22 protein-coding genes are annotated in these 20,077 nt (G+C 56.9%); 14 read left to right on the forward strand and 8 right to left on the reverse strand.

Annotated features, from left to right (window positions below; genetic code table 11):
* Positions 1-106: 106 nt before the first annotated feature.
* From L0664_RS00830 to L0664_RS00850, 5 genes are all read left to right on the forward strand, one after another.
* Entirely contained in the window at positions 107-739 is a 633-nt protein-coding gene (locus tag L0664_RS00830) for a hypothetical protein (protein ID WP_235223726.1), read from the forward strand.
* A 202-nt stretch (positions 740-941) separates the two neighbouring features.
* The gene (gene sdhC, locus L0664_RS00835) at positions 942-1,325 is read left to right on the forward strand and encodes a succinate dehydrogenase, cytochrome b556 subunit (protein WP_235223727.1); all 384 of its coding nucleotides are present in this window, start codon (positions 942-944) and stop codon (positions 1,323-1,325) included.
* 11 nt (positions 1,326-1,336) lie between these two features.
* Positions 1,337-1,708: a succinate dehydrogenase, hydrophobic membrane anchor protein gene (sdhD, locus tag L0664_RS00840; RefSeq protein WP_235223728.1), complete on the forward strand. Its 372-nt coding sequence runs from the start codon at positions 1,337-1,339 to the stop codon at positions 1,706-1,708.
* A 15-nt stretch (positions 1,709-1,723) separates the two neighbouring features.
* Complete coding sequence (sdhA, locus tag L0664_RS00845; protein ID WP_235223729.1) at positions 1,724-3,529, forward strand: succinate dehydrogenase flavoprotein subunit; 1,806 nt, start codon at positions 1,724-1,726, stop codon at positions 3,527-3,529.
* A gap of 204 nt (positions 3,530-3,733) precedes the next feature.
* Positions 3,734-4,048, forward strand: coding sequence for a hypothetical protein (locus tag L0664_RS00850; protein WP_235223730.1), 315 nt, complete (start codon positions 3,734-3,736; stop codon positions 4,046-4,048).
* Here the strand turns inward: L0664_RS00850 and L0664_RS18615 are convergent.
* On the reverse strand, positions 4,038-4,241 hold the full coding sequence (locus L0664_RS18615; protein ID WP_336247083.1) for a hypothetical protein: 204 nt from the start codon (positions 4,239-4,241) through the stop codon (positions 4,038-4,040). The two genes, L0664_RS00850 and L0664_RS18615, sit on opposite strands and share 11 nt — an antisense overlap.
* Positions 4,242-4,347: 106 nt before the next feature.
* On the opposite strand from L0664_RS18615, the gene L0664_RS00860 reads away from it, so the two are divergent.
* Both L0664_RS00860 and L0664_RS00865 read left to right on the forward strand, forming a co-directional pair.
* The gene (locus tag L0664_RS00860; RefSeq protein WP_235223732.1) at positions 4,348-4,647 is read left to right on the forward strand and encodes a succinate dehydrogenase; all 300 of its coding nucleotides are present in this window, start codon (positions 4,348-4,350) and stop codon (positions 4,645-4,647) included.
* A gap of 19 nt (positions 4,648-4,666) precedes the next feature.
* On the forward strand, positions 4,667-5,446 hold the full coding sequence (locus tag L0664_RS00865) for a succinate dehydrogenase iron-sulfur subunit (protein ID WP_235223733.1): 780 nt from the start codon (positions 4,667-4,669) through the stop codon (positions 5,444-5,446).
* 58 nt (positions 5,447-5,504) lie between these two features.
* On the opposite strand, the gene deoD is transcribed toward L0664_RS00865, so the two are convergent.
* Positions 5,505-6,209: a purine-nucleoside phosphorylase gene (deoD, locus tag L0664_RS00870; protein ID WP_235223734.1), complete on the reverse strand. Its 705-nt coding sequence runs from the start codon at positions 6,207-6,209 to the stop codon at positions 5,505-5,507.
* 58 nt (positions 6,210-6,267) lie between these two features.
* Between deoD and L0664_RS00875 the strand changes: the two genes are divergently transcribed.
* A complete protein-coding gene (locus L0664_RS00875) occupies positions 6,268-6,780 on the forward strand; it encodes a DUF4329 domain-containing protein (RefSeq protein ID WP_235223735.1) in 513 nt (170 codons plus the stop codon).
* Position 6,781: 1 nt separating this feature from the next.
* Here the strand turns inward: L0664_RS00875 and L0664_RS00880 are convergent, their stop codons facing one another.
* Positions 6,782-7,105 (reverse strand): H-NS histone family protein, encoded by a 324-nt coding sequence (locus L0664_RS00880; RefSeq protein ID WP_235223736.1) that lies wholly within the window; start codon positions 7,103-7,105, stop codon positions 6,782-6,784.
* 134 nt (positions 7,106-7,239) lie between these two features.
* The gene (locus L0664_RS00885) at positions 7,240-9,240 is read right to left on the reverse strand and encodes a methylmalonyl-CoA mutase family protein (protein ID WP_235223737.1); all 2,001 of its coding nucleotides are present in this window, start codon (positions 9,238-9,240) and stop codon (positions 7,240-7,242) included.
* A gap of 138 nt (positions 9,241-9,378) precedes the next feature.
* Between L0664_RS00885 and L0664_RS00890 the strand changes: the two genes are divergently transcribed.
* From L0664_RS00890 to L0664_RS00915, 6 genes are all read left to right on the forward strand, one after another.
* Entirely contained in the window at positions 9,379-10,740 is a 1,362-nt protein-coding gene (locus tag L0664_RS00890; RefSeq protein WP_235223738.1) for a 1-acyl-sn-glycerol-3-phosphate acyltransferase, read from the forward strand.
* Positions 10,741-10,919: 179 nt separating this feature from the next.
* Positions 10,920-12,203, forward strand: a complete 1,284-nt coding sequence (gene ccrA / locus L0664_RS00895) for a crotonyl-CoA carboxylase/reductase (RefSeq protein WP_235223739.1) — start codon at positions 10,920-10,922, stop codon at positions 12,201-12,203.
* Between the two features lie 347 nt (positions 12,204-12,550).
* Positions 12,551-13,327, forward strand: coding sequence for a helix-turn-helix transcriptional regulator (locus tag L0664_RS00900; protein WP_235223740.1), 777 nt, complete (start codon positions 12,551-12,553; stop codon positions 13,325-13,327).
* Between the two features lie 81 nt (positions 13,328-13,408).
* Positions 13,409-14,047 carry an acyl-homoserine-lactone synthase gene (locus tag L0664_RS00905; protein WP_235223741.1) on the forward strand — a complete coding sequence of 213 codons (639 nt, stop codon included), beginning with the start codon at positions 13,409-13,411 and terminating at the stop codon, positions 14,045-14,047.
* 39 nt (positions 14,048-14,086) lie between these two features.
* Complete coding sequence (locus L0664_RS00910) at positions 14,087-15,646, forward strand: ATP-dependent DNA helicase (protein ID WP_235223742.1); 1,560 nt, start codon at positions 14,087-14,089, stop codon at positions 15,644-15,646.
* A complete protein-coding gene (locus L0664_RS00915) occupies positions 15,643-16,353 on the forward strand; it encodes an SDR family oxidoreductase (protein WP_235223743.1) in 711 nt (236 codons plus the stop codon). The genes L0664_RS00910 and L0664_RS00915 overlap by 4 nt, the downstream gene beginning before the upstream one ends.
* 10 nt (positions 16,354-16,363) lie before the next feature.
* Here the strand turns inward: L0664_RS00915 and L0664_RS00920 are convergent, their stop codons facing one another.
* The 4 genes from L0664_RS00920 to L0664_RS00935 form a co-directional block, all read right to left on the reverse strand.
* Positions 16,364-17,119, reverse strand: a complete 756-nt coding sequence (locus L0664_RS00920) for a TIGR02186 family protein (RefSeq protein WP_235223744.1) — start codon at positions 17,117-17,119, stop codon at positions 16,364-16,366.
* Positions 17,119-18,036, reverse strand: coding sequence for a sulfite exporter TauE/SafE family protein (locus L0664_RS00925; RefSeq protein WP_235223745.1), 918 nt, complete (start codon positions 18,034-18,036; stop codon positions 17,119-17,121). The genes L0664_RS00920 and L0664_RS00925 overlap by 1 nt, the downstream gene beginning before the upstream one ends.
* An 84-nt stretch (positions 18,037-18,120) precedes the next feature.
* Entirely contained in the window at positions 18,121-18,933 is an 813-nt protein-coding gene (locus L0664_RS00930; RefSeq protein WP_235223746.1) for a purine-nucleoside phosphorylase, read from the reverse strand.
* Positions 18,917-20,077 carry an ABC transporter permease gene (locus tag L0664_RS00935; RefSeq protein ID WP_235223747.1) on the reverse strand — a complete coding sequence of 387 codons (1,161 nt, stop codon included), beginning with the start codon at positions 20,075-20,077 and terminating at the stop codon, positions 18,917-18,919. Before L0664_RS00935 ends, L0664_RS00930 begins: the two co-directional genes overlap by 17 nt.

The raw sequence follows: 20,077 nt of genomic DNA on the forward strand, positions 1-20,077 counted from the left end.
GTTGGCGTCAAGATTTCCACGTTGGTCCTCTTTTGCATTCTGAGAACACGACAAATGCCTGCGGGGACGTTTCGGCACAACATAAATCTCATTTGGAGACCATGAAATGCTGATAAGAATAGCGACAGTGGCCGCAACAGGCATCTTTGCCCTGACCGCGACCGGAGTGACTGCCGAAACGACCCTGAGCTATGGGTCCTATCTGGAATACGATTACGACTACGAAGACAGCGACGAAGAAATCATCGTCGGGTCGTATTTAGAGGTCGAGGCCAACAGCGGGATCTTCGCAGGGTTGGAACTGTACACTGTCGAAGACGATCCCGATGACTACGCGTATGACTTTTCTGTCGGCTTTCGTGGTGATGCGGGCACGGCCAGCTACGAGATCGCCTACTACAACTATAATCTGAACGAGAGCGGCAGCGACGGTGAAGAAATCGCAGCCAGCATTGGCTACGCCGCGCTTGGCATGGATCTGACCTCGTCTTTGACCTCGGATCTTGAAGGGGCTTATGCCATCGGTCAGGATTTCGATGTGCCGCTGCCCAGCGACTATACCTTTGGGTTCGGATTTGAGGCGGCGACGGATTCCGATGAACTTGATTGGGATGTGTCTTTGGCCAAGCAGTTGACGGACACTGTGTCCTTGTCGGGCGGGTTTTCCGGCGACACGGGGTCAGAAAACCCCGAGACCTTCTTTGCCGTTTCCTTCGACACATCAACAATCCTGAACTAGTGGAACGCCAGGCTTGCCGCGGGAAAGTTTGTGATCACACTTGCGAAAAGTGTGATCACAACGGGCAAAAAAATGTGTATCCGCGTCAAGATTCCACACCTGTTAGCGCCACAGCTGCGTGACACGCCCTTCAAAACCTTTAATAAGGTAGCAAGTAATGCTGCGGTAAGACTGCGCAGCTCGCCAGCCGAAGGGAACCGACATGGCCGACGTCAACCGGGGCAACCGCCCCCTGTCACCTCATTTGTCGATCTATCGACCACAGCTCACCTCAATGACATCGATCTTCACGCGCGTGACAGGCAATGCGTTGATTGTCGGTGCGTTGATGATTGTGTGGTGGTTCGCCGCCCTTGCATCGGGGCCGGACGCCTACGCGCGCGCCAACGGGTTCATGACCAGCTGGTTTGGCGATTTTATCATGTTTGGGTCAGTTGCCTGTCTTTGGTACCACACGCTGGCGGGGATCCGGCATCTGGTCTGGGACAGTGGTCACATGCTTGATGTTGAACGTTCCGAACTGGCCGGTCAGGCCATTATCATTGTGTCGGTCTTGCTGACGATTTTCACCGTCATCGTATTGTAAGGGGCACGCACATGGCATTTTTAACAGATCGCAAACGCGCCACGGGCCTTGGGTCCGCGAAATCGGGAACCGAGCACCACTGGCAGATGATGGTGTCGTCTGTCGCGCTGGTGGGCCTTGTCCCGTTGTTTATCTTTACCTACGGCTACGCGCTGGGCATGTCGTATGACGATGCGGCGGCGTATTATGCCCGCCCGTTTCCCGCGATTGTCGGCATCCTGACACTGCTTGTGGGTTTCCTGCATTTCAAAGGCGGTGTGCAAACCCTCATCGAGGACTATGTTCACGGGTTCGCCCGTAAGGCGTTGATCATCGGGTCTATCTGCCTTTCCTACGCTGCTGCGGCGGCTGGTGTTTTCGCCATTGTGCGTATCGCTTTATGAGACTGGATAATTCACATGGCTGAATACGAATACGAAACCCACGAATATGATGTGGTTGTTGTTGGTGCTGGTGGTGCGGGTTTGCGCGCGACCCTTGGCATGGCCGAACAGGGGTTGCGCACGGCGTGTATCTCCAAGGTGTTCCCGACAAGATCCCACACGGTTGCTGCACAGGGCGGCATCGCGGCGTCCCTTGGTAACATGGGCCCCGACAGCTGGCAGTGGCATATGTATGACACAGTCAAAGGGTCTGACTGGTTGGGCGACACAGACGCGATGGAATACCTCGCGCGTGAAGCCCCCAAGGCGGTTTATGAGCTGGAACACTACGGCGTGCCGTTTTCGCGCACCGAAGAAGGCAAGATTTATCAGCGCCCGTTTGGTGGCCACACCACCGAATTTGGCGAAGGCCCCGCCGTGCAGCGCACCTGTGCTGCCGCTGACCGCACCGGTCACGCGATTTTGCACACGCTTTATGGCCAGTCGCTGAAACAGCAGGCCGAGTTCTACATCGAATACTTCGCCATTGATCTGATCATGTCGGACGATGGTGTTTGTACTGGCGTTGTGTGTTGGAAGCTCGACGATGGGACGATGCACGTCTTCAACGCCAAGATGGTTGTTTTGGCGACTGGCGGCTATGGCCGCGCCTACTTCTCGGCCACGTCCGCGCATACCTGTACGGGTGATGGCGGCGGCATGGTGGCCCGTGCAGGTCTGCCGTTGCAGGATATGGAATTCGTGCAATTCCACCCGACTGGCATCTACGGTTCCGGCTGTCTGATCACCGAAGGTGCGCGTGGCGAGGGTGGCTATCTGACCAACTCTGAAGGGGAGCGTTTCATGGAACGCTACGCCCCGAACTACAAAGACCTCGCGCCGCGTGACTACGTATCGCGCTGCATGACGATGGAAATTCGCGAAGGCCGCGGCGTGGGGGCAGGGGGAGATCACATTCACCTGAACCTCAACCACCTTCCGAAGGAAGCACTGGCTGAACGTCTGCCGGGTATTTCGGAGTCAGCCAAGATTTTTGCAGGCGTGGATGTGAACAAGGAACCGATCCCTGTTTTGCCAACTGTGCACTACAACATGGGCGGTATTCCCACGAACTACTTTGGTGAGGTCCTTAACCCCACCAAGAAAGATCCGAACGCTGTTGTGCCCGGCCTGATGGCGGTGGGCGAAGCGGGCTGTGCGTCTGTGCATGGTGCCAACCGTCTGGGTTCGAACAGCCTGATCGACTTGGTCGTGTTTGGCCGCGCCGCCGCGATCCGTGCGGGTGATGTTGTGGACCGCAATGCCGCGATCCCAAGCACGCACAAAGCATCCGTGGACAAAGCGTTTGATCGTTTTGACAACGTGCGTCACGCCAACGGGGCCAACCCGACGGCTGATCTGCGTCTTGAAATGCAGCGCGCCATGCAAGAAGACGCCGCCGTGTTCCGCACCGACAAGACGCTGAAAGAAGGCGTTGAAAAGATGACAGCGATTGCGGGCAAAATGGATGATCTGCACGTGACGGACCGTTCGCTTGTCTGGAATTCCGACCTGATGGAAACGCTGGAACTGGGCAACCTGATGCCAAACGCATTGGCCACAATCGTCGGCGCCGAGGCGCGCAAGGAAAGCCGCGGGGCCCACGCCCATGAGGATTACAGCACGCGCGACGATGAAAACTGGCGCGTTCACACGATCAGCCATGTGGACGGCGCGAACGTCAAACTCTCCCATCGTCCTGTGATCACCAAACCGCTGAGCACCGAAAAAGAAGGCGGTATCAGCCTTAAGAAGATCGCACCGAAAGAACGGACGTTCTAATGACCCGTAACGGCATTGCATCCCATCAAGTGACCTGCGCCGATCCGTCGGACGCAGGGGATGTGATGCACGCTATGGTTGCCCGATTGCATCAATCTGACGTGGTTAATTCTGACCATGCAACTGCCATGTTTGCGCCTAATTCCTTTGAAAAAGAGGGCGGTATCTCACCCGAGAAACCGGCTCTAACCAAAGGATACGAGTATGAAACTGATTATGACAGCGGCGCTGATTGCAACGGCAACGACAGCCGCGGCCGATTACAAACCTTACAACTACGCCTACGAAGCAACGATGCAGACGTTGGGCGGCGGACAGAATGTTCTGGCCCACGAACTGGCCAACTGCCCCGTGCAGGGCGCATCACAGGCGCAGATGTTTGCGATGTTCGAAACTGCGGGCCAGGCCCGCGAAGACGCGATCAACGCCGTGTTCGAAAACAACCCGCGCGCGGTTGGCTGCGTTCTCGAAGTGCTGGTGCGCTACGACCTGATCACGATCGAAGACCTTACACGCTAAAAACCTGCGCGGCCCTTTTGGTTTGCGCCTTTGCAGGATGCACCCCCGCCCCGGTTTCACCGGAGCGGGTGGCGGAAATCTGCGAAGACCGTGCACGGGCCGCGCAAGGACCGACGGGTGGTGTTACAATCGGCACCAATAGCAGGACGGGTGGATTTGGCAGCGTCGAGATTGGCGTTTCTTCTGACTTCATCTCGGGCCGCGATCCGATCGAAGTTTACGCGACATGCGTCTTTGAGCGAACCGGCACGACCCCCATTCGCCCACCTGACCTGCGCTAACGAAAGATTGGAAACCCTATGAAAACGACTCTCTCATTTATCGCTGTTGCCCTGTCTTTGGCCGCCTGTGACGTGGTTGAAACTGCCGCTGTCGACACGGGCCGCGAAGCCGCGAAGGCCGTTGTCGCCCCGATTGTGGCTGATACCGTGCCTGGCCCTGCTGGTGTCGTGTTGACCAATTGCATCATCGACAATGCCAGCGGCGAAGAATTGTTTACGCTTGGCGTACAAGGTGCAACGCCTGAGAATATTACCCTCGTGTCCAACATTCTGGCGCGCCCCGAAACGGTGTCGTGCGCCACCTCTGCACTGACTTAATCAACAGGAGCCTGACCAAATGGTTCAACTGACCCTGCCCAAGAATTCCCGCATGACGACTGGCAAAACATGGCCGCGTCCTGAAGGGGCCAACAATCTGCGCAAAGTGCAGATTTATCGCTGGAATCCTGATGACGGGAAAAATCCGTCGCTGGATACCTATTTCGTGGACATGGACACGTGTGGCCCCATGGTTCTGGACGCGCTGATCAAGATCAAGTCAGACATCGATCCAACGCTGACGTTCCGCCGGTCCTGCCGCGAAGGCATTTGCGGATCTTGTGCGATGAACATCGACGGGATCAACACGCTGGCCTGTATTTACGGGATGGACGAAATCAAGGGCGACATCAAAATCTACCCGCTGCCGCACATGCCGGTGGTCAAGGATTTGATCCCCGATCTGACGCACTTCTATGCGCAACACGCGTCCGTCATGCCGTGGCTCGAAACCAAAACCAACCGCCCCGCGAAAGAGTGGAAGCAGTCGGTGGATGATCGCAAAAAGCTCGATGGTTTGTACGAATGCGTCATGTGCGCGTGCTGTTCAACGTCTTGCCCGTCCTATTGGTGGAACGGGGATCGCTACCTCGGGCCAGCGGCGTTGCTGCATGCCTATCGCTGGATCATCGATTCACGGGATGAGGCCACGGGCGAACGTTTGGACGACCTCGAAGACCCTTTCAAATTGTACCGCTGCCACACAATCATGAACTGCGCCAAGACCTGCCCGAAGGGTCTGAACCCCGCGGCGGCGATTGCGCATGTCAAAAAGATGATGATTGAACGCACGGTCTAAAGACTGGAAAATACGATCCTGGAAAGGCGACGTTTTCTAATGAAGACGTCGCCTTTTCTTATGCAAAGGCGGCGGACAGCGCGATGTCGATCATGTCGCCAAAGCTGCGTTCGCGTTGATCCGCGGGCAGGGCTTCGCCTGTCAACAGATGGTCGGATACCGTCATTACACCCAAGGCGCGGCGGCCATAGCGGGCGGCGAGGGTGTAGAGTTCGGCCGCCTCCATCTCAACGCCAAGGATGCCGTGGCGCTGCATTTCCTTGTTCAGATCGGGGCGTTCGTCGTAAAACGTATCGCTGGAATAAATGCCACCCACATGCACATCGACGTCCATCTTTTCGGCCGCATGAAACGCTTTGTGCAACAGCCCGAAATCAGCCGTGGGGGCGAAGTTCAGTTCTTTGAAAATCGTGCTCGATGGGGTGGCGACTGTGCTGGCGGTTTGGGCCAAGATCACATCGCGCACTTTGACGTGGCCCTGCATGCCGCCGCATGATCCGATGCGGATCAGAGTTTGCACATCGAAATCCTTGATCAATTCGTTCGCATAAATCGACATGGACGGCATGCCCATGCCCGACCCCTGGATCGTCACGCGGTGGCCGTTCCAATCCCCCGTGAACCCCAGCATGCCGCGCACTTCGTTGATGCATTTGGCGCCAGTCAGAAACGTTTCTGCCGCCCATTTGGCGCGGTAGGGATCGCCGGGCATAAGAACAACGTCTGCGATATCGTCTTTGTTTGCTCCGATATGGATTGTCATGGCGCTGGCTTCCTGTTTTGATTTGGCTAAATCTTAATCGTCGAGGGGGAACGATACAATGAAAGCTTGCTGGATTTTGGCGCTGGTGCCGACCGGACTTTTGGCCCAAAGCATCGACGAAGAGGCGCTGGCGCGCGCCATTTTTCAGGATTTGAACCCGGTTTCAATTCGGGCGAACGTGGAATACTGCGGCTATGTCGGATTCACGGCGGAGGGCGAATTGGCCTATTCGCAACCCACGCGCGGCGATGAGGGCAGCTGTTTGTCAGATGATCCTGATAATCTTGAATTGATCACAGCATCCTATCACACCCACGGCGCACATTCCCCCGATTACAGCAGCGAATTGCCAAGCGGTACGGACATGGAAGGCGATGAAGATGAGGGTATCGATGGTTGGGTCGCCACGCCGGGCGGGCGGCTTTGGTACATCGACACGACCGATATGATCACCCGCCAGATTTGTGGGATCGGTTGTTTGCCATCCGATCCCAATTTTGTCAGCGGCGAAAGCGGCATCATCGAGCAGAGCTACAGCTACGATGAGCTGGTGATCAAGCTCGACGAGTAAACTAGATCGCCATGCTTTCGGGCGATTTCCCAGCTTCGATCGCAGATTTGTACCAAACGGGCTGACGCCCCTTGCCGGTCCACGTCTGCGACTTGTCGTCCGGGTTTGCATATTTTGGCGCTGATTTGGCTTTCGGGGCCTTTTTGGCGGGGGCTTGGCCGCCCACGACGTCCTCAAGGCTGACACCATGTGCCGCGGCGAGCTTTTCCATTTCTGCACGGACCTTCTTGAGGTCTTTCTTGCGCAATTTCTCGAGCGCCTTTTCAACATCTGCCCCGAGTTTTTCGAGTTCTTTTCGGGTCATGATCTTAAGATCGAATTTCATTTCGTCGTCCTTTCAATTCTGCCACTGGCATTAAAAAGTACACAACAACTCGTAAAGTGGCGTTATGCACTAATTGGACGAAAAGATATGGGAATAGCTTGAATGTGCGGAAAATTGCCGATTTGAACCGCGCGCTATTGTGCGGCGACGCCCGTAGGATCAGCCAAAGTGACGATATCTTCCATAATGCGGTTCAATTCGAAATCTTTGGGTGTGTATACCCGCGCGACGCCCATTGCCGCCAATTTCGCGGCGTCCTCGTCCGGAATAATGCCGCCGACAACAACAGGGATATGCGACAGGCCAAGGGCGCGCATTTTGTCCATCATTTCGGTAATCAACGGAATATGAGAGCCTGACAAAATTGACAAACCGATCACGTGGGCATCGTCGCGCTGTGCGGCTGCGATGATTTCGTCCGGGGTCAGGCGAATGCCTTCGTATGTAATATCCATGCCGCAATCGCGGGCCCGTGCGGCGATTTGTTCAGCGCCATTGGAATGGCCATCAAGGCCCGGTTTACCCATCAGAAATTTCAGTTTCCGGCCCAGTTTTGAACTGACGGCGGAAACGCGGTCGCGGATGTCATCAAGGCCTTCGGTGCGATTGGACGGATTGTGCGAAACGCCTGTGGGTGCGCGGTATTGACCAAACGCCTGGCGGATCACCTCGGCCCATTCGCCCGTGGTGACGCCTGCCTTGGCCGCGGCGACGGACGGGATCATGATGTTTGTGCGGCCCAGCGCGGCGGCCTTAAGATCAGCCAGCGCGCGTGCCACCGCATCTGCGTCGCGGTCTGTTTTCCAGCTGTTCAGGCGTTCCAATTGGTCAGCCTCGGCTTTGGGGTCTGACACCATGATTGCATCATCCCCAGCCGTCAGCGGTGACGGTTCGCCATTTTGAAATTTGTTCACGCCAATCACCGTGGTGTCGCCGGATTCAATTCCCGCAATGCGCGCGGCGTTGGATTCAACCAGCCGCGATTTCATATATTCGATCTTTTCTTGCGCATCGCCCATTGCATCAATCTGTTTCAATTCCGCACGCGCCCCGTCTTTTAGGGCTGCGACTTTGCGTTCAACCGCCGGATTGCCTTCGAATAGATCGTCGTATTCCAAAAGGTCCGTTTCAAACGCGAGGATTTGCTGCATCCGAAGCGACCATTGCTGATCCCACGGGCGCGGCAATCCCAGCGCTTCGTTCCAAGCGGGCAATTGCACGGCGCGCGCGCGCGCGTCTTTGGACAATGTCACGGCCAGCATTTCAATCAGGATACGGTAGACGTTATTTTCAGGCTGCTGTTCTGTCAGCCCCAATGAATTGACCTGAACGCCGTATCGAAAGCGGCGGAATTTCGGGTCTTCGACGCCGTAGCGATCTGCGCAAATCTCATCCCAGAGCTCAACAAACGCGCGCATTTTGCACATTTCGGTGACGAAACGGATACCTGCGTTTACGAAAAACGAAATGCGCCCGACCATGGCCGGGAAATTCTCCGCGGGGACTTTGCCGCGCAAATCATCCAGGACCGACACGGCTGTTGCCAACGCAAAGGCGAGCTCCTCTTCCGGTGTCGCGCCGGCCTCTTGCAGATGATACGAACACACGTTCATCGGGTTCCATTTGGGCAGATGTTCGCGGGTGTAGGCCGCCACATCGGTGATCATGCGCAAAGACGGTTCGGGCGGGCAAATATAGGTGCCGCGGCTTAGGTATTCTTTGATGATGTCGTTTTGCACAGTGCCTTGCAGGGCGGACACATCCGCGCCCTGTTCCTCGGCCACCGCAATATAAAGCGCAAGCAGCCAAGGCGCCGTGGCGTTGATCGTCATCGACGTGTTCATCTTTTCCAGCGGGATATCATCGAACAGCGCGCGCATATCGCCAAGGTGACAGACAGGCACACCAACTTTGCCGACCTCACCGCGCGCCAGCACGTGGTCGCTGTCATATCCTGTTTGTGTCGGTAAATCGAACGCGACGGACAGGCCCGTCTGACCCTTCGCCAAATTTCCACGATAAAGGGCATTGGACGCCGCAGCGGTGGAATGACCGGCATATGTTCTGAACAGCCACGGACGATCGGTTTGGCGATCAGACTTTGCGTCGTTCCGGTCTTTCTGCGTCTGCGACATAGCGGGCCTCGTGAATCATGTTTGCGCAATTTTATTGCTTCACGGTGTAGGTATCTGAAATATTAGACCCTTGTCAACGCGCTGCACTGCGGCATGACCCCATTTACGCGTCGCCCATTCCCTGACACGGTGCCGCCTATGACAACACCCATACCGATCCCCCTTTGGCTATTGATCCTTATGGTGCTGTTTGCCGCCGTCACGTTCGCGTCGCACTTTTTGTTTCCGTCCGTGCGCTGGTTTTTTCGCCGCCGCGCCGAACGTGTCGTTGCGCGGGTCAATGCACGACTGACCAAACCGATTGAACCGTTCAAGCTCGTGCGGCGCTACGACACCATCCAGCGGCTTGTCTATGACCCAGAGGTGATCAAGGCGATCAACGATTACGCGCGATCCGAAGGCGTGCGCGAAGACGTGGCATTTGAAAAAGCGCGCAGATACGCTGGTGAAATTGTCCCGTCCTTTTCGGCCACTGCGTATTTTTCATTCGGGATGCGGGCGGCCAAATGGTTGTCCAAATTCCTGTACCGCCTGCGTGTGGGCCAGTTCAACCGCGCAGAATACGAAGCGATTGACCCCGACGCGACGTTGATTTTTGTGATGAACCACCGATCCAACATGGATTACGTTCTGGTCACCCATTTGGTCAGTCGCGCCAGTGCATTGTCTTATGCGGTGGGGGAATGGGCGCGGGTTTGGCCGTTGTCGGGTATGATCAAGATGCTTGGCGGGTACTTTATCCGTCGCAAATCCCGTCGCCAGTCGGGGGGCGGTGAATTGTACCGCAAGGTCCTCGCGCGCTACGTCCAGATGGCGACGCAAAACGGCGTGACGCAGGCGGTGTTTCCCGAAGGCGGGCTATCCCTGACGGGCGCATTGGCCAAACCCCGCCTCGGAATCCTCAGCTATATTATTGACGATTTTGATCCCGACGGTCGCGACGTTGTATTTGTGCCCGTCGCCCTGAATTATGATCGTGTTCTTGAGGATCGGTTTTTGATCAAGGCGGATCAATCAGGCGTGCGCCGTTTTCGCCCGCCGTTCTGGACGGTTGTGGGCGGGGTTTGCGGGTATTTATGGGCGCGTGTCTGCCGTAAAATGACGACATTCGGCACGGCCAATGTCAGCTTTGGCCACCCGATGTCCCTGCGTGACTATGCACAGGCCCATTCCGGCGCAGCCGAAGATGTGGGGCGCGAATTGATGTCGCGCATCGCCGGGGTGATCCCGCTGTTGCCTGTGCCGTTGGTCAGCCGTGCCATTCTCGATGGTGCCCTCAGCGAGGCGGACATTGCAGAACACATCGACAAGACCCTATCAAATCTGCCTGAAACCGTGCGCCCGCCGCGTCGTACCGCCCAAAGCATAACAGAAGACGGGCTGGCCATCCTGCGGCGCAGAAAAATCATTGGGGGCACAGACGAGGTTGAGCTGATTGAAACAGAAACACCTGTTCTGACGTACTATGCGAGTTCAATCGCCCATCATTTTGAGGCCTGACGGCATGTAGGCGTGCGTGGTCTGAGGGGTTAAAAACTTGCGCTGCGTTGCGGCGGACATAAAGTTACAAAAATCTACTCTGTAGAGTTGCATTATTACTTTTCCATCTTTAAATCTGTCCTCAGAACGCTCCGATTCTGCGGTGCGGCACGAAATTTTTAGACTTGATGGAGATGGATATGGCGCTGGATACCTTTGAGCCCTTCACCTACGAAGCGGAAAAGAAAGACCTGTATGCGATGGGCGAAATGCCGCCCTTGGGCCACGTGCCAGCGCAGATGCATGCCTGGGCGATCCGCCGCGAACGTCACGGCGAACCTGATCAGGCGTTCCAGCTTGAGGTGGTCGACACACCGACGCTGGACAGCAACGAAGTGCTGGTCCTCGTGATGGCCGCTGGCGTCAACTATAATGGCGTTTGGGCTGGTTTGGGCCAGCCAATTTCCCCCTTCGATGGGCACGGTGCACCCTACCATATTGCGGGGTCGGATGCGTCCGGGATCGTCTGGGCTGTGGGTGACAAAGTAAAGCGTTGGAAGATCGGGGATGAGGTTGTTGTCCACTGCAACCAAGACGACGGCGATGATGAAGAATGCAACGGCGGTGATCCGATGTTTTCCACGTCCCAGCGCATTTGGGGTTACGAGACGCCCGATGGCAGCTTTGCGCAATTCACCAATGTGCAGGCGCAGCAGCTTATGCCGCGCCCGCAGCATCTGACGTGGGAAGAAAGCGCCTGTTACACCCTGACTCTCGCCACCGCTTACCGGATGTTGTTCGGCCACGAACCCCATGATCTGAAACCGGGTCAAAACGTGCTGGTTTGGGGCGCGTCGGGTGGTTTGGGGTCTTATGCGATGCAGCTGATCAACACGGCGGGGGCCAACGCGATCGGCGTGATCTCGGACGAAGACAAACGTGATTTCGTCATGGGATTGGGCGCGAAAGGTGTCATCAACCGCAAAGATTTCAACTGTTGGGGTCAACTTCCCACAGTAAACACGCCCGAATATGCCGATTGGTTCAAAGAAGCACGTAAATTTGGCAAAGCGATCTGGGACATTACCGGTAAGGGCAACAACGTCGACATGGTGTTCGAACATCCCGGCGAAAGCACGTTCCCCGTGTCCACCCTGGTCTGCAAAAAGGGCGGCATGGTCGTGATTTGTGCGGGCACCACCGGGTTCAACTGTACGTTTGACGTGCGCTACATGTGGATGCACCAGAAACGCCTTCAGGGATCGCATTTCGCGCATCTCAAGCAGGCGTCGGCGGCGAATAATCTGATGGTCGAACGCCGCCTTGATCCGTGCATGTCCGAAGTCTTTCCATGGGCGGACCTGCCAGCGGCCCACACCAAGATGCTGCGCAATGAACATAAGCCGGGCAATATGTCGGTTCTTGTCCAGTCGCCAAAAGTCGGTTTGCGCACGCTAGAAGACGTGCTTGATTCTAAGGCCTAACACGCCCAAACCGCTGAACAATTCGCGCCGCTGCACGTCTTCGTGTGGCGGCGGTTTTGTTTGAAACCAATGGGCAGTGCACCTGTCGTCCCCCCATTTATGGTGGGGTACTTTCAGTGGGGTGAATTGTTAATCCTTCCGGTTGTATACTCGGAATTAACCAATCGTTAACTCCTCTCACAGAAGGTATTTCATGGGACAGAAATGGATCATCGACGTTATCGCTGACCTGCGTGCATTTGCTGACCAGAATGGATTGCCTTTGTTGGCAAGCCAGCTGGACGTCACTTCGACGGTTGCGCAGGCCGAAATAGCCTCGATGTTTGAGGGGGCGCCGCGCGCGGCGAATGGAAATGCAAGCCAACCTGCGCCAACTTTTGGCGACACTCGATCAGGCCACGGAACTTAGCGCGCTTCAGGACAGCATTGTTGCCCTGCGTGACCACTACGGTATCGCGCATATGGTTTATCATTGGGTGTCTGCGGACGGTGAACAATACGGCTGTGGCACCTATTCAACCGCATGGGTCCAGCACTACGTCACCCAGGATTACCTGCGTATTGATCCAGTTATAATTGGCTGTTTTCAACGCTTTCACCCCGTTGATTGGAAGGCGCTGGATTGGTCCGGCAAAGCCGCCGTCGCGTTTCGCGCAGAGGCGGTGCAGGCCGGCGTTGGCAATCAGGGCTACTCCATCCCGATCCGCGGCCCGCGCGGGCAGTTCGCGTTGTTTTCTGTGTCTGACACTGCAAGAGACGACGCATGGGCCGATTTCACACAAAAGAACCACCGTGATCTTTTGCTGTGCGCCCATCAGTTCAACCAAAAGGCGCTTGAGCTTGAGATCAGGCGTATGCCGGAGCCCGTCAAACCGCTATCAGGTCGCGAAGTCGATGTGCTGACCTATCTTGCCATGGGGTATTCGCGCGGGCAGGTGGCCCAGACGCTATCGATTTCGGAACACACGTTGCGGGCCTACGTGGAATCCGCGCGCCACAAATTGGGCGCATCCAATACCATGCACGCAGTCGCGCGCGCCGTTGCCGAAGGGTTGATCGTGATGGGGGGCGCTGCGCGAAATGCGCGCGGCGACTGGCCCGGACGATCAGAGGCGGCCGAGTAACGCAACACCCACCGAACGGTCCCCGAACCACGCATTAACCACAGCAAATTAGGGTTTTCTCCACACGGTTGGAGGCCTTGCATGTTACGTTATATCTACGGTTCGAAGCTAGATGATCACCCCGTCCTTGCGGATTCAATGTTCAAAGATCGCGCCACCCAATTTCGCGACCGCCTTGGCTGGGATGTCGCCGTGGATGCCCAAGGGTATGAACGCGATGAATATGACGCCCACGACCCCCTTTATGTGATTTGGCAGCGCCCGGATGGCCGCCACGGCGGGTCCATGCGGTTTTTGCCCACCACGGGACCAACCATGGTGAACGATTATTTTGCGGACCTTCTTCAGGGGGACGCCATTCAATCGCCGTTCATTTGGGAATGTACCCGTTTTTGTCTGGCCCCGGGTGCGGATGGCCCCATTGCCGCCGCCCTGATGCTTGGCGGTGGCGAAGTCATGCGTGGCTTTGGCGTGACCCAGTTTGTGGGTGTGTTTGATGCCCGAATGGTGCGGATTTATCGCCATATCGGGGCGTCCCCCGATGTTTTGGGCAGCAGCGGCACGGGGCGTGAACAAATCAGTGTTGGCCTGTGGAATTACGACCAAACCGACCGCGTGCAGGTCTTGGCGCGGGCGGGCATTTCGTCCGCATTGTCAGAACATTGGTATGCACGCTCCTTTGGTGAAAAACCGTCGAAATTGGCCCAACGCGCCGCGTGACCACTGGCCCCTGTGGCGCGCCGCAGGTAGGGTCGCGCCATGATCCCAACTGCCCTTACCCTTTCCGACGATCAGGCCGAAGCCTGGGATGCTGTGTCCGACCTTTTAGGGGACGCCGGTGTTGATCTGCTGGGCGGGTCAACACTGCCGCCCAAGGACGACCCGAACGGGGCTGTTCTGGCGGTTTTGGGCAAAGCGGGCAGCGGTAAGACCCTGCTGTTGGCAGAGCTGTTCAAGTCGCTGAAAGAGGCTGGCGTTGACATCGTGTCGGGCGATTATGAGGGCAAGAAACGCCGTGACCGCCGCACGCTGGCCATCCTCGCGCCGACCAACAAAGCGGCTAGTGTTTTGCGCAATCGCGGTGTGCCTGCGACAACGATCCACCGGATTTTATACACCCCGATGTATGATCCCGAATATGAAAAGATCGCCGAATGGCTGGCCGGAAACGGTGATCGCCCCGACCCTGATGTTCTGGAACTGGAGGGCGTCACCGACGTCGCGCTGGACCGTGCTTTTGCGTCCTATCAGATCAATACCTCGGTTCCCGCTGCCTTGGCCGCGGCGGGGCTAAAGGGGTCTGATTTCATCACCGGATGGAAACGCCGCGAAGACCCGTTGGATATCGGTTTCGTTGATGAATCCTCGATGCTGGACGCCAAACAATTCGAAGACCTGAAGGACATTTTTCCGACGCTGGTGTTGTTCGGTGATCCCGCACAGCTGCCCCCCGTTAAGGCCGAGGGCGGCAAAATGGTGTTCGATCAACTGCCCGAGCAGCATCAATTGATCCTGTCGCGTGTGCACCGCCAAACGGCGGACAACCCGATCCTTGATCTGGCCCATGCTCTCGCTGATCCGCAGGTCGATTTTTATGCCTTTGAAAAACTGGTCGCCGAAGCCGCCGCCAAAGATGACCGCGTTGTGATGGCGCAGCGCGTTGAATCCGATCTTATGGCGCGTTCGCCCTGTCTGGTCTGGCGCAACGCAACACGGATCAAACTGATCCACGCCTTTCGCAACGCATTCGGTGCCCCCGACGATGAACTTTTGGCGGGGGAGCCTTTGATTTGCGACGGCATTGAACTGCCTGTGAAGCACCGCAAAAAACGGCTCGACCTTGAAGCGCGGGGCCTGATCAAAGGCGCGCAGGTCATCTACCTTGGGCCCGGTCGCAAACCCGGATTTTCGCGCCTACACATGATGGGCGCGGAAGACCCGCAGCTAAGCGCCGCAAGCATCGTGAAAATCGAACTTGAGGGCGACGAAGAACCCTTCATTCCGTTCGCGGCCAAAATGGGGGCGACGTTCCTGCACGGCGCGGCGGTGACAATCCATAAGGCGCAAGGCAGCCAATGGGACACGGTGCAGGTGTTCGCGCCCGACATCTACGCGGCATCGCGGATGGGGCGCGTTGAAGCGGGCCAACCGTTGTGGAAACGTCTGGCCTATGTCGCGATCACGCGGGCGGAAAACCGGCTGTGCTGGGTCGTGCGCAACCGTCTGGCGCGCCCGTCCGGGACGTTGCGCACGGATGATCTGGCCGTCGCGCCCGCGCCCTTGACGCTTGCGGTTCAAACCGACGGAGAAGAGACATGAGATCGATCATCATCACAGGCGCAAGCAGTGGCATCGGCAAAATGACCGCCCAGCATTTCCTCGACAATGGATGGCGCGTTGGCCTGATCGCGCGGCGCGCTGATGCCTTGAACGAAATGCGCCATGACAATGCGGTCGCCTTTCCCTGCGATGTTACGGACGAAAACCAAGTGCAGGCAGCGTTTGATGCGTTCGGTCCCCTTGATGTTTTGTTCAACAACGCGGGCATGTTCGGCGTGCAAACGACGATTGATGAAATATCGCTGGACGATTGGCAGCGTGTTGTTGATGTGAACCTGACGGGCATGTTTTTGTGCGCTCGCGCGGCGTTCAAACAGATGCGTCACCAAACTCCGCAAGGCGGGCGGATCATCAACAACGGGTCTATTTCGGCGCATACCCCGCGCGAAGGATCGACCTGTTATACCGCTACGAAACACGGTGTGTCGGGGCTGACCAAAACCCTGACGGTGGACGGGCGGGCGTTTAACATTGCCTGCGGTCAGATTGATATCGGAAACGCGCGCACCGATCTGGTCAAGGATCTTGAGGCCACGCGCGCGGCAAACGGGCTTGATCCGTTGCCCAGCATGGCGGTGCAGGATGTGGCGCGCGCCGTCTATCACATGGCCGATTTACCAGCCGAAGCGAACGTCCAATCGATGATGATTATGGCGAGCAAAATGCCCCATATCGGGCGCGGCTGATCGCGCGACCTTAGCGTTGGAACATGCGGAATGCGGCGGATGCCAGCCAACCCGCGCTGATCGCGATGGCCAGTGACATGATGCCATACCAGAACGGCTGATTGCGCGACATTTCATAAAGCCACCGTTCAAGACCCGCTTTGTACACGGCGATCGAGGTTTCGTATTCGTCAACGACCATCCCGTTTCGGGTGATGAAAATCCGCGCCACGTAGTCGCCTTCTGTCAGGGCGGCGGGCAATGCGATTTGGCCGCGAAACAGGGTCTCTTCCTCGATGTCGATGCCATTGTCGAGGATTTGGTACAATCCGGCAGCGGCGCGAATGCGGATCAACGCTTCGGTGAAGGTTTCTGAATTTGCGACGTCCGCAGGGGCGCCCACAGACCGGATCACGCGCGGGATTGAAATCCCGTAACGCAGGTCTTCGACCTCGCTTAGTGTTTCGCGAAACGGGGCGGATGTGGCGACCGCGTAAAAGGATGGCGCTGCGTCCACCTCAACCGCGTCCGTGTTCACCCAGATGCCCAAGCGGCGTTCTTTGCGGCGCACCAGTACGGATTCAGACGGTCCGGCGAGCGTGATAATCACTTCAAGATCACCATTGTCGGGCGCCGGGGCCTCGCGTTTGACCGCGCCGAAAATCATCACGTCAGAACCGTCGAAGTTTGCCGTGATGGCCACTTCGTCACGGCTGAGACCGATCACGATTTCTTCTGAGTGAGCGGGCAGGGCCAGCAGCACGAGGAGTGAAAGCAAACGTAACATCAGTGCCCCCCCTCCGTGCCAAGTGAATAGAGTTCGGTGGGAACCAAAAGCAGATCAAGCGCCAGCTTACCGCAGACCACAAGAACCATAATGGCCAGAAGGATGCGCAGTTGTTCTGCTTTCATCTTAACGCCGATGCGGGTTCCGATCTGCGCGCCGATCACACCGCCAACCAGCAGCAAAACGGCCAGCACGATATCAACCGTAAAGTTGGTCGTTGCGTGCAGCATCGTGGTGAATGCGGTGACGAAAATAATCTGGAACAGGGATGTGCCGATCACGACTTTCGTGGGCATCCCCAGCAGATAAATCATCGCAGGGACCATGATAAAGCCGCCACCAACACCCATGATCGCGGCCAACACGCCCACACACAGGCCAACGATCACCGGCGGGATCACGGAAATATAAAGGCCGGACACACGGAATTTCATCTTAAGCGGAAGCGCGTGAACCAACCCATGCTTGCGGCGAACAGGCGGGGCACCGGGTGTTTTTGAACGGCGGATTGCACGCCAGCTTTCAATAAACATCAGCCCGCCGATAATCCCGAGGAACACGACATAGCAAAGCTTTACCAGCAAATCGACCTGACCCAGCGATTTAAGATAGTTGAACAGCACCACACCCAAGGCGGCACCAATCAGGCCGCCAATCAGCAGCACTGTTCCCATCCTCAGATCTACGGATTTTCGCCTTAAATGCGCCAAGACCCCTGAAAAAGAGGACGCAACAATCTGCACGGCTTCTGTCGCAACGGCCACGGCGGGTGGGATGCCGATGAAAAACAACAGCGGTGTCATCAAAAAGCCACCGCCAACGCCGAACATGCCCGACAGAATCCCGACGATTCCGCCCAATCCAAGCAGCAAAAACGCGTTAACAGACACTTCGGCGATAGGGAGGTAGATTTGCATGACAACTCCTTACGCCCGCAACCGCCCCCATTTCAACGGCCAAATTCACCGCGTTGGTAAGACCAGACGTCTCACTGGGTGAGATTACATGATTTTTATCTTGGGCAGTGCCGCCCGCAGGACTTTTTCCAATTTCGCAGCGCCCAAAGGTGCCATCGCTTTTGTGTGTTCATGGCTGATGGATTCGTCGGACATTCCGGCGGCCATATTTGTGATCGTCGAAATCGCCGCGCAGCGCAGGCCAAGAAAGCGGCCAAGGATGACCTCGGGCACTGTGGACATGCCAACAGCATCCGCGCCAAGTGTTTTGATCGCGTTAATTTCAGCCACGGTTTCGAACGACGGGCCAGAATACCACGCATAAATGCCGCTGTGCATTTCGACCTTGGTGTCCATTGCGGCGCGGGTCAGGATTTCGCGCAACGCGGGGTCGTAGCAATCCTTCATCGGCACGAACCGCGCGTCGGACTGTTCACCGATCAAGGGGTTCAACCCGCTGAAATTGATATGATCCGACAGGCACATGATCGCGCCCGTCGGCATATCCGGCACCATGGATCCGGCCGCGTTTGTGGCGATCATCGTCGTACCACCCAGCGCCTTTAGCACCTCAAGCGGCAGACGCATCGCATCGCCCCGCCCGCTTTCATAATAATGCGCACGGCCCCCAAACACGGCAACGCGCACGCCTTCAAGGTCGCCAATCACCAGATTGGGATTGTGGCCGGACACGCCCGCATGGGGAAAGCCCTCAAGTTCATCGTAAGGAATGGCAATGCCTTCAACCGCGCCCGCCAAATGCCCCAGACCTGACCCAAGGATCAGACCAATCGATACCGGTTCATCCCCGGCAATCTGGCGGATTTTATCCGCCAGTTCCTCAGCGTTCCTTGACATAGGGCTGTCCTCCCGCGCGCGGTGGAATGGCCTTGCCGACAAATCCCGCCAACACGATGACCACGAACAGATAGGGCAGGGATTGGATCAATTGGCTGGGCACGCGCACGGTTTCAAACAATGCGGCAATCGCCCCGATCTCGTCGCTCATTTCGCCCCGCCACGCGAGCAGCGCAACCAGCGCCAACACCAATGACAAACCACCCAGAACAATGACATCGATTTTGTCTTTGCGCAGGGCATAGGCCGTCATTGCAACGCCGCTGCCAATCAGCAGAACCATGATCCAGACGACCCGCAATTCCAGACGCGGAAATTGGATGTCGATGGCAAAGAACAGGCTGAACAGCAAACACGCGCCAAGCGCATGCCAAGGCCGCCATTTCGCAAAAATCAACGCAGCCAGCGCGATGAACCCACGGTTCGCGGTCATGTCTTTTGTGAAACCGGCCTGCACAGCGGTGGACAGATAAGCGCCTGCAATACCGCACAAAATCCCGCAAATCGCGACCGCTGCAAATCGAAGCCGAACAACAGAAATTCCTGCTGTGTCCACGGCCTCGGGTGCTTCACCAACCGCGCGCAAACGCAGGCCGAACCGTGTGCGATACAAAATCCACCAGCTCAGCGGGACTGTCAAAAGACCAAGGTACACAAGGATCGAATGACCCGACACGAATTCGGAATAAAATTGCATCCCCGGTGAGGCCTGCATTTTGTCGCGAAACCGCGTCAGCGCGCCCGGAAAATCCAACCCGTTAAACCGCGCATCATTGGGCAGGGACGGCGTCCGCCCGCCTTGGGCAAACCAGCCTTGGGCGATCACAACCGTTAACCCGGCCGCGAAAAAGTTAATGGCGACGCCCGAAATCAGCTGATTGCCCTTGAACGTGATCGACGCCAATCCGTGGATCACAGACAGCAGAACCGAAATCCCGATGCCCGCCAAAAGGCCGAGCCAGACGTTTCCGGATGCGAACGACACGGCGGCAGACAAGAACGCGGCGGCCAGCATTTTGCCCTCAAGGCCGATGTCAAAAATGCCGGCGCGTTCGGAAAACAATCCCGCCAAACAGGCCAGCAACAGCGGGATCGCCATGCGGACGGATGCATCACCAAGCTGGACAAATGTGAAGAAATCCAT

Origin of the sequence: Octadecabacter dasysiphoniae (assembly GCF_021532615.1) — a bacterium.
In the GTDB taxonomy this organism is placed as follows: domain Bacteria; phylum Pseudomonadota; class Alphaproteobacteria; order Rhodobacterales; family Rhodobacteraceae; genus Octadecabacter; species Octadecabacter dasysiphoniae.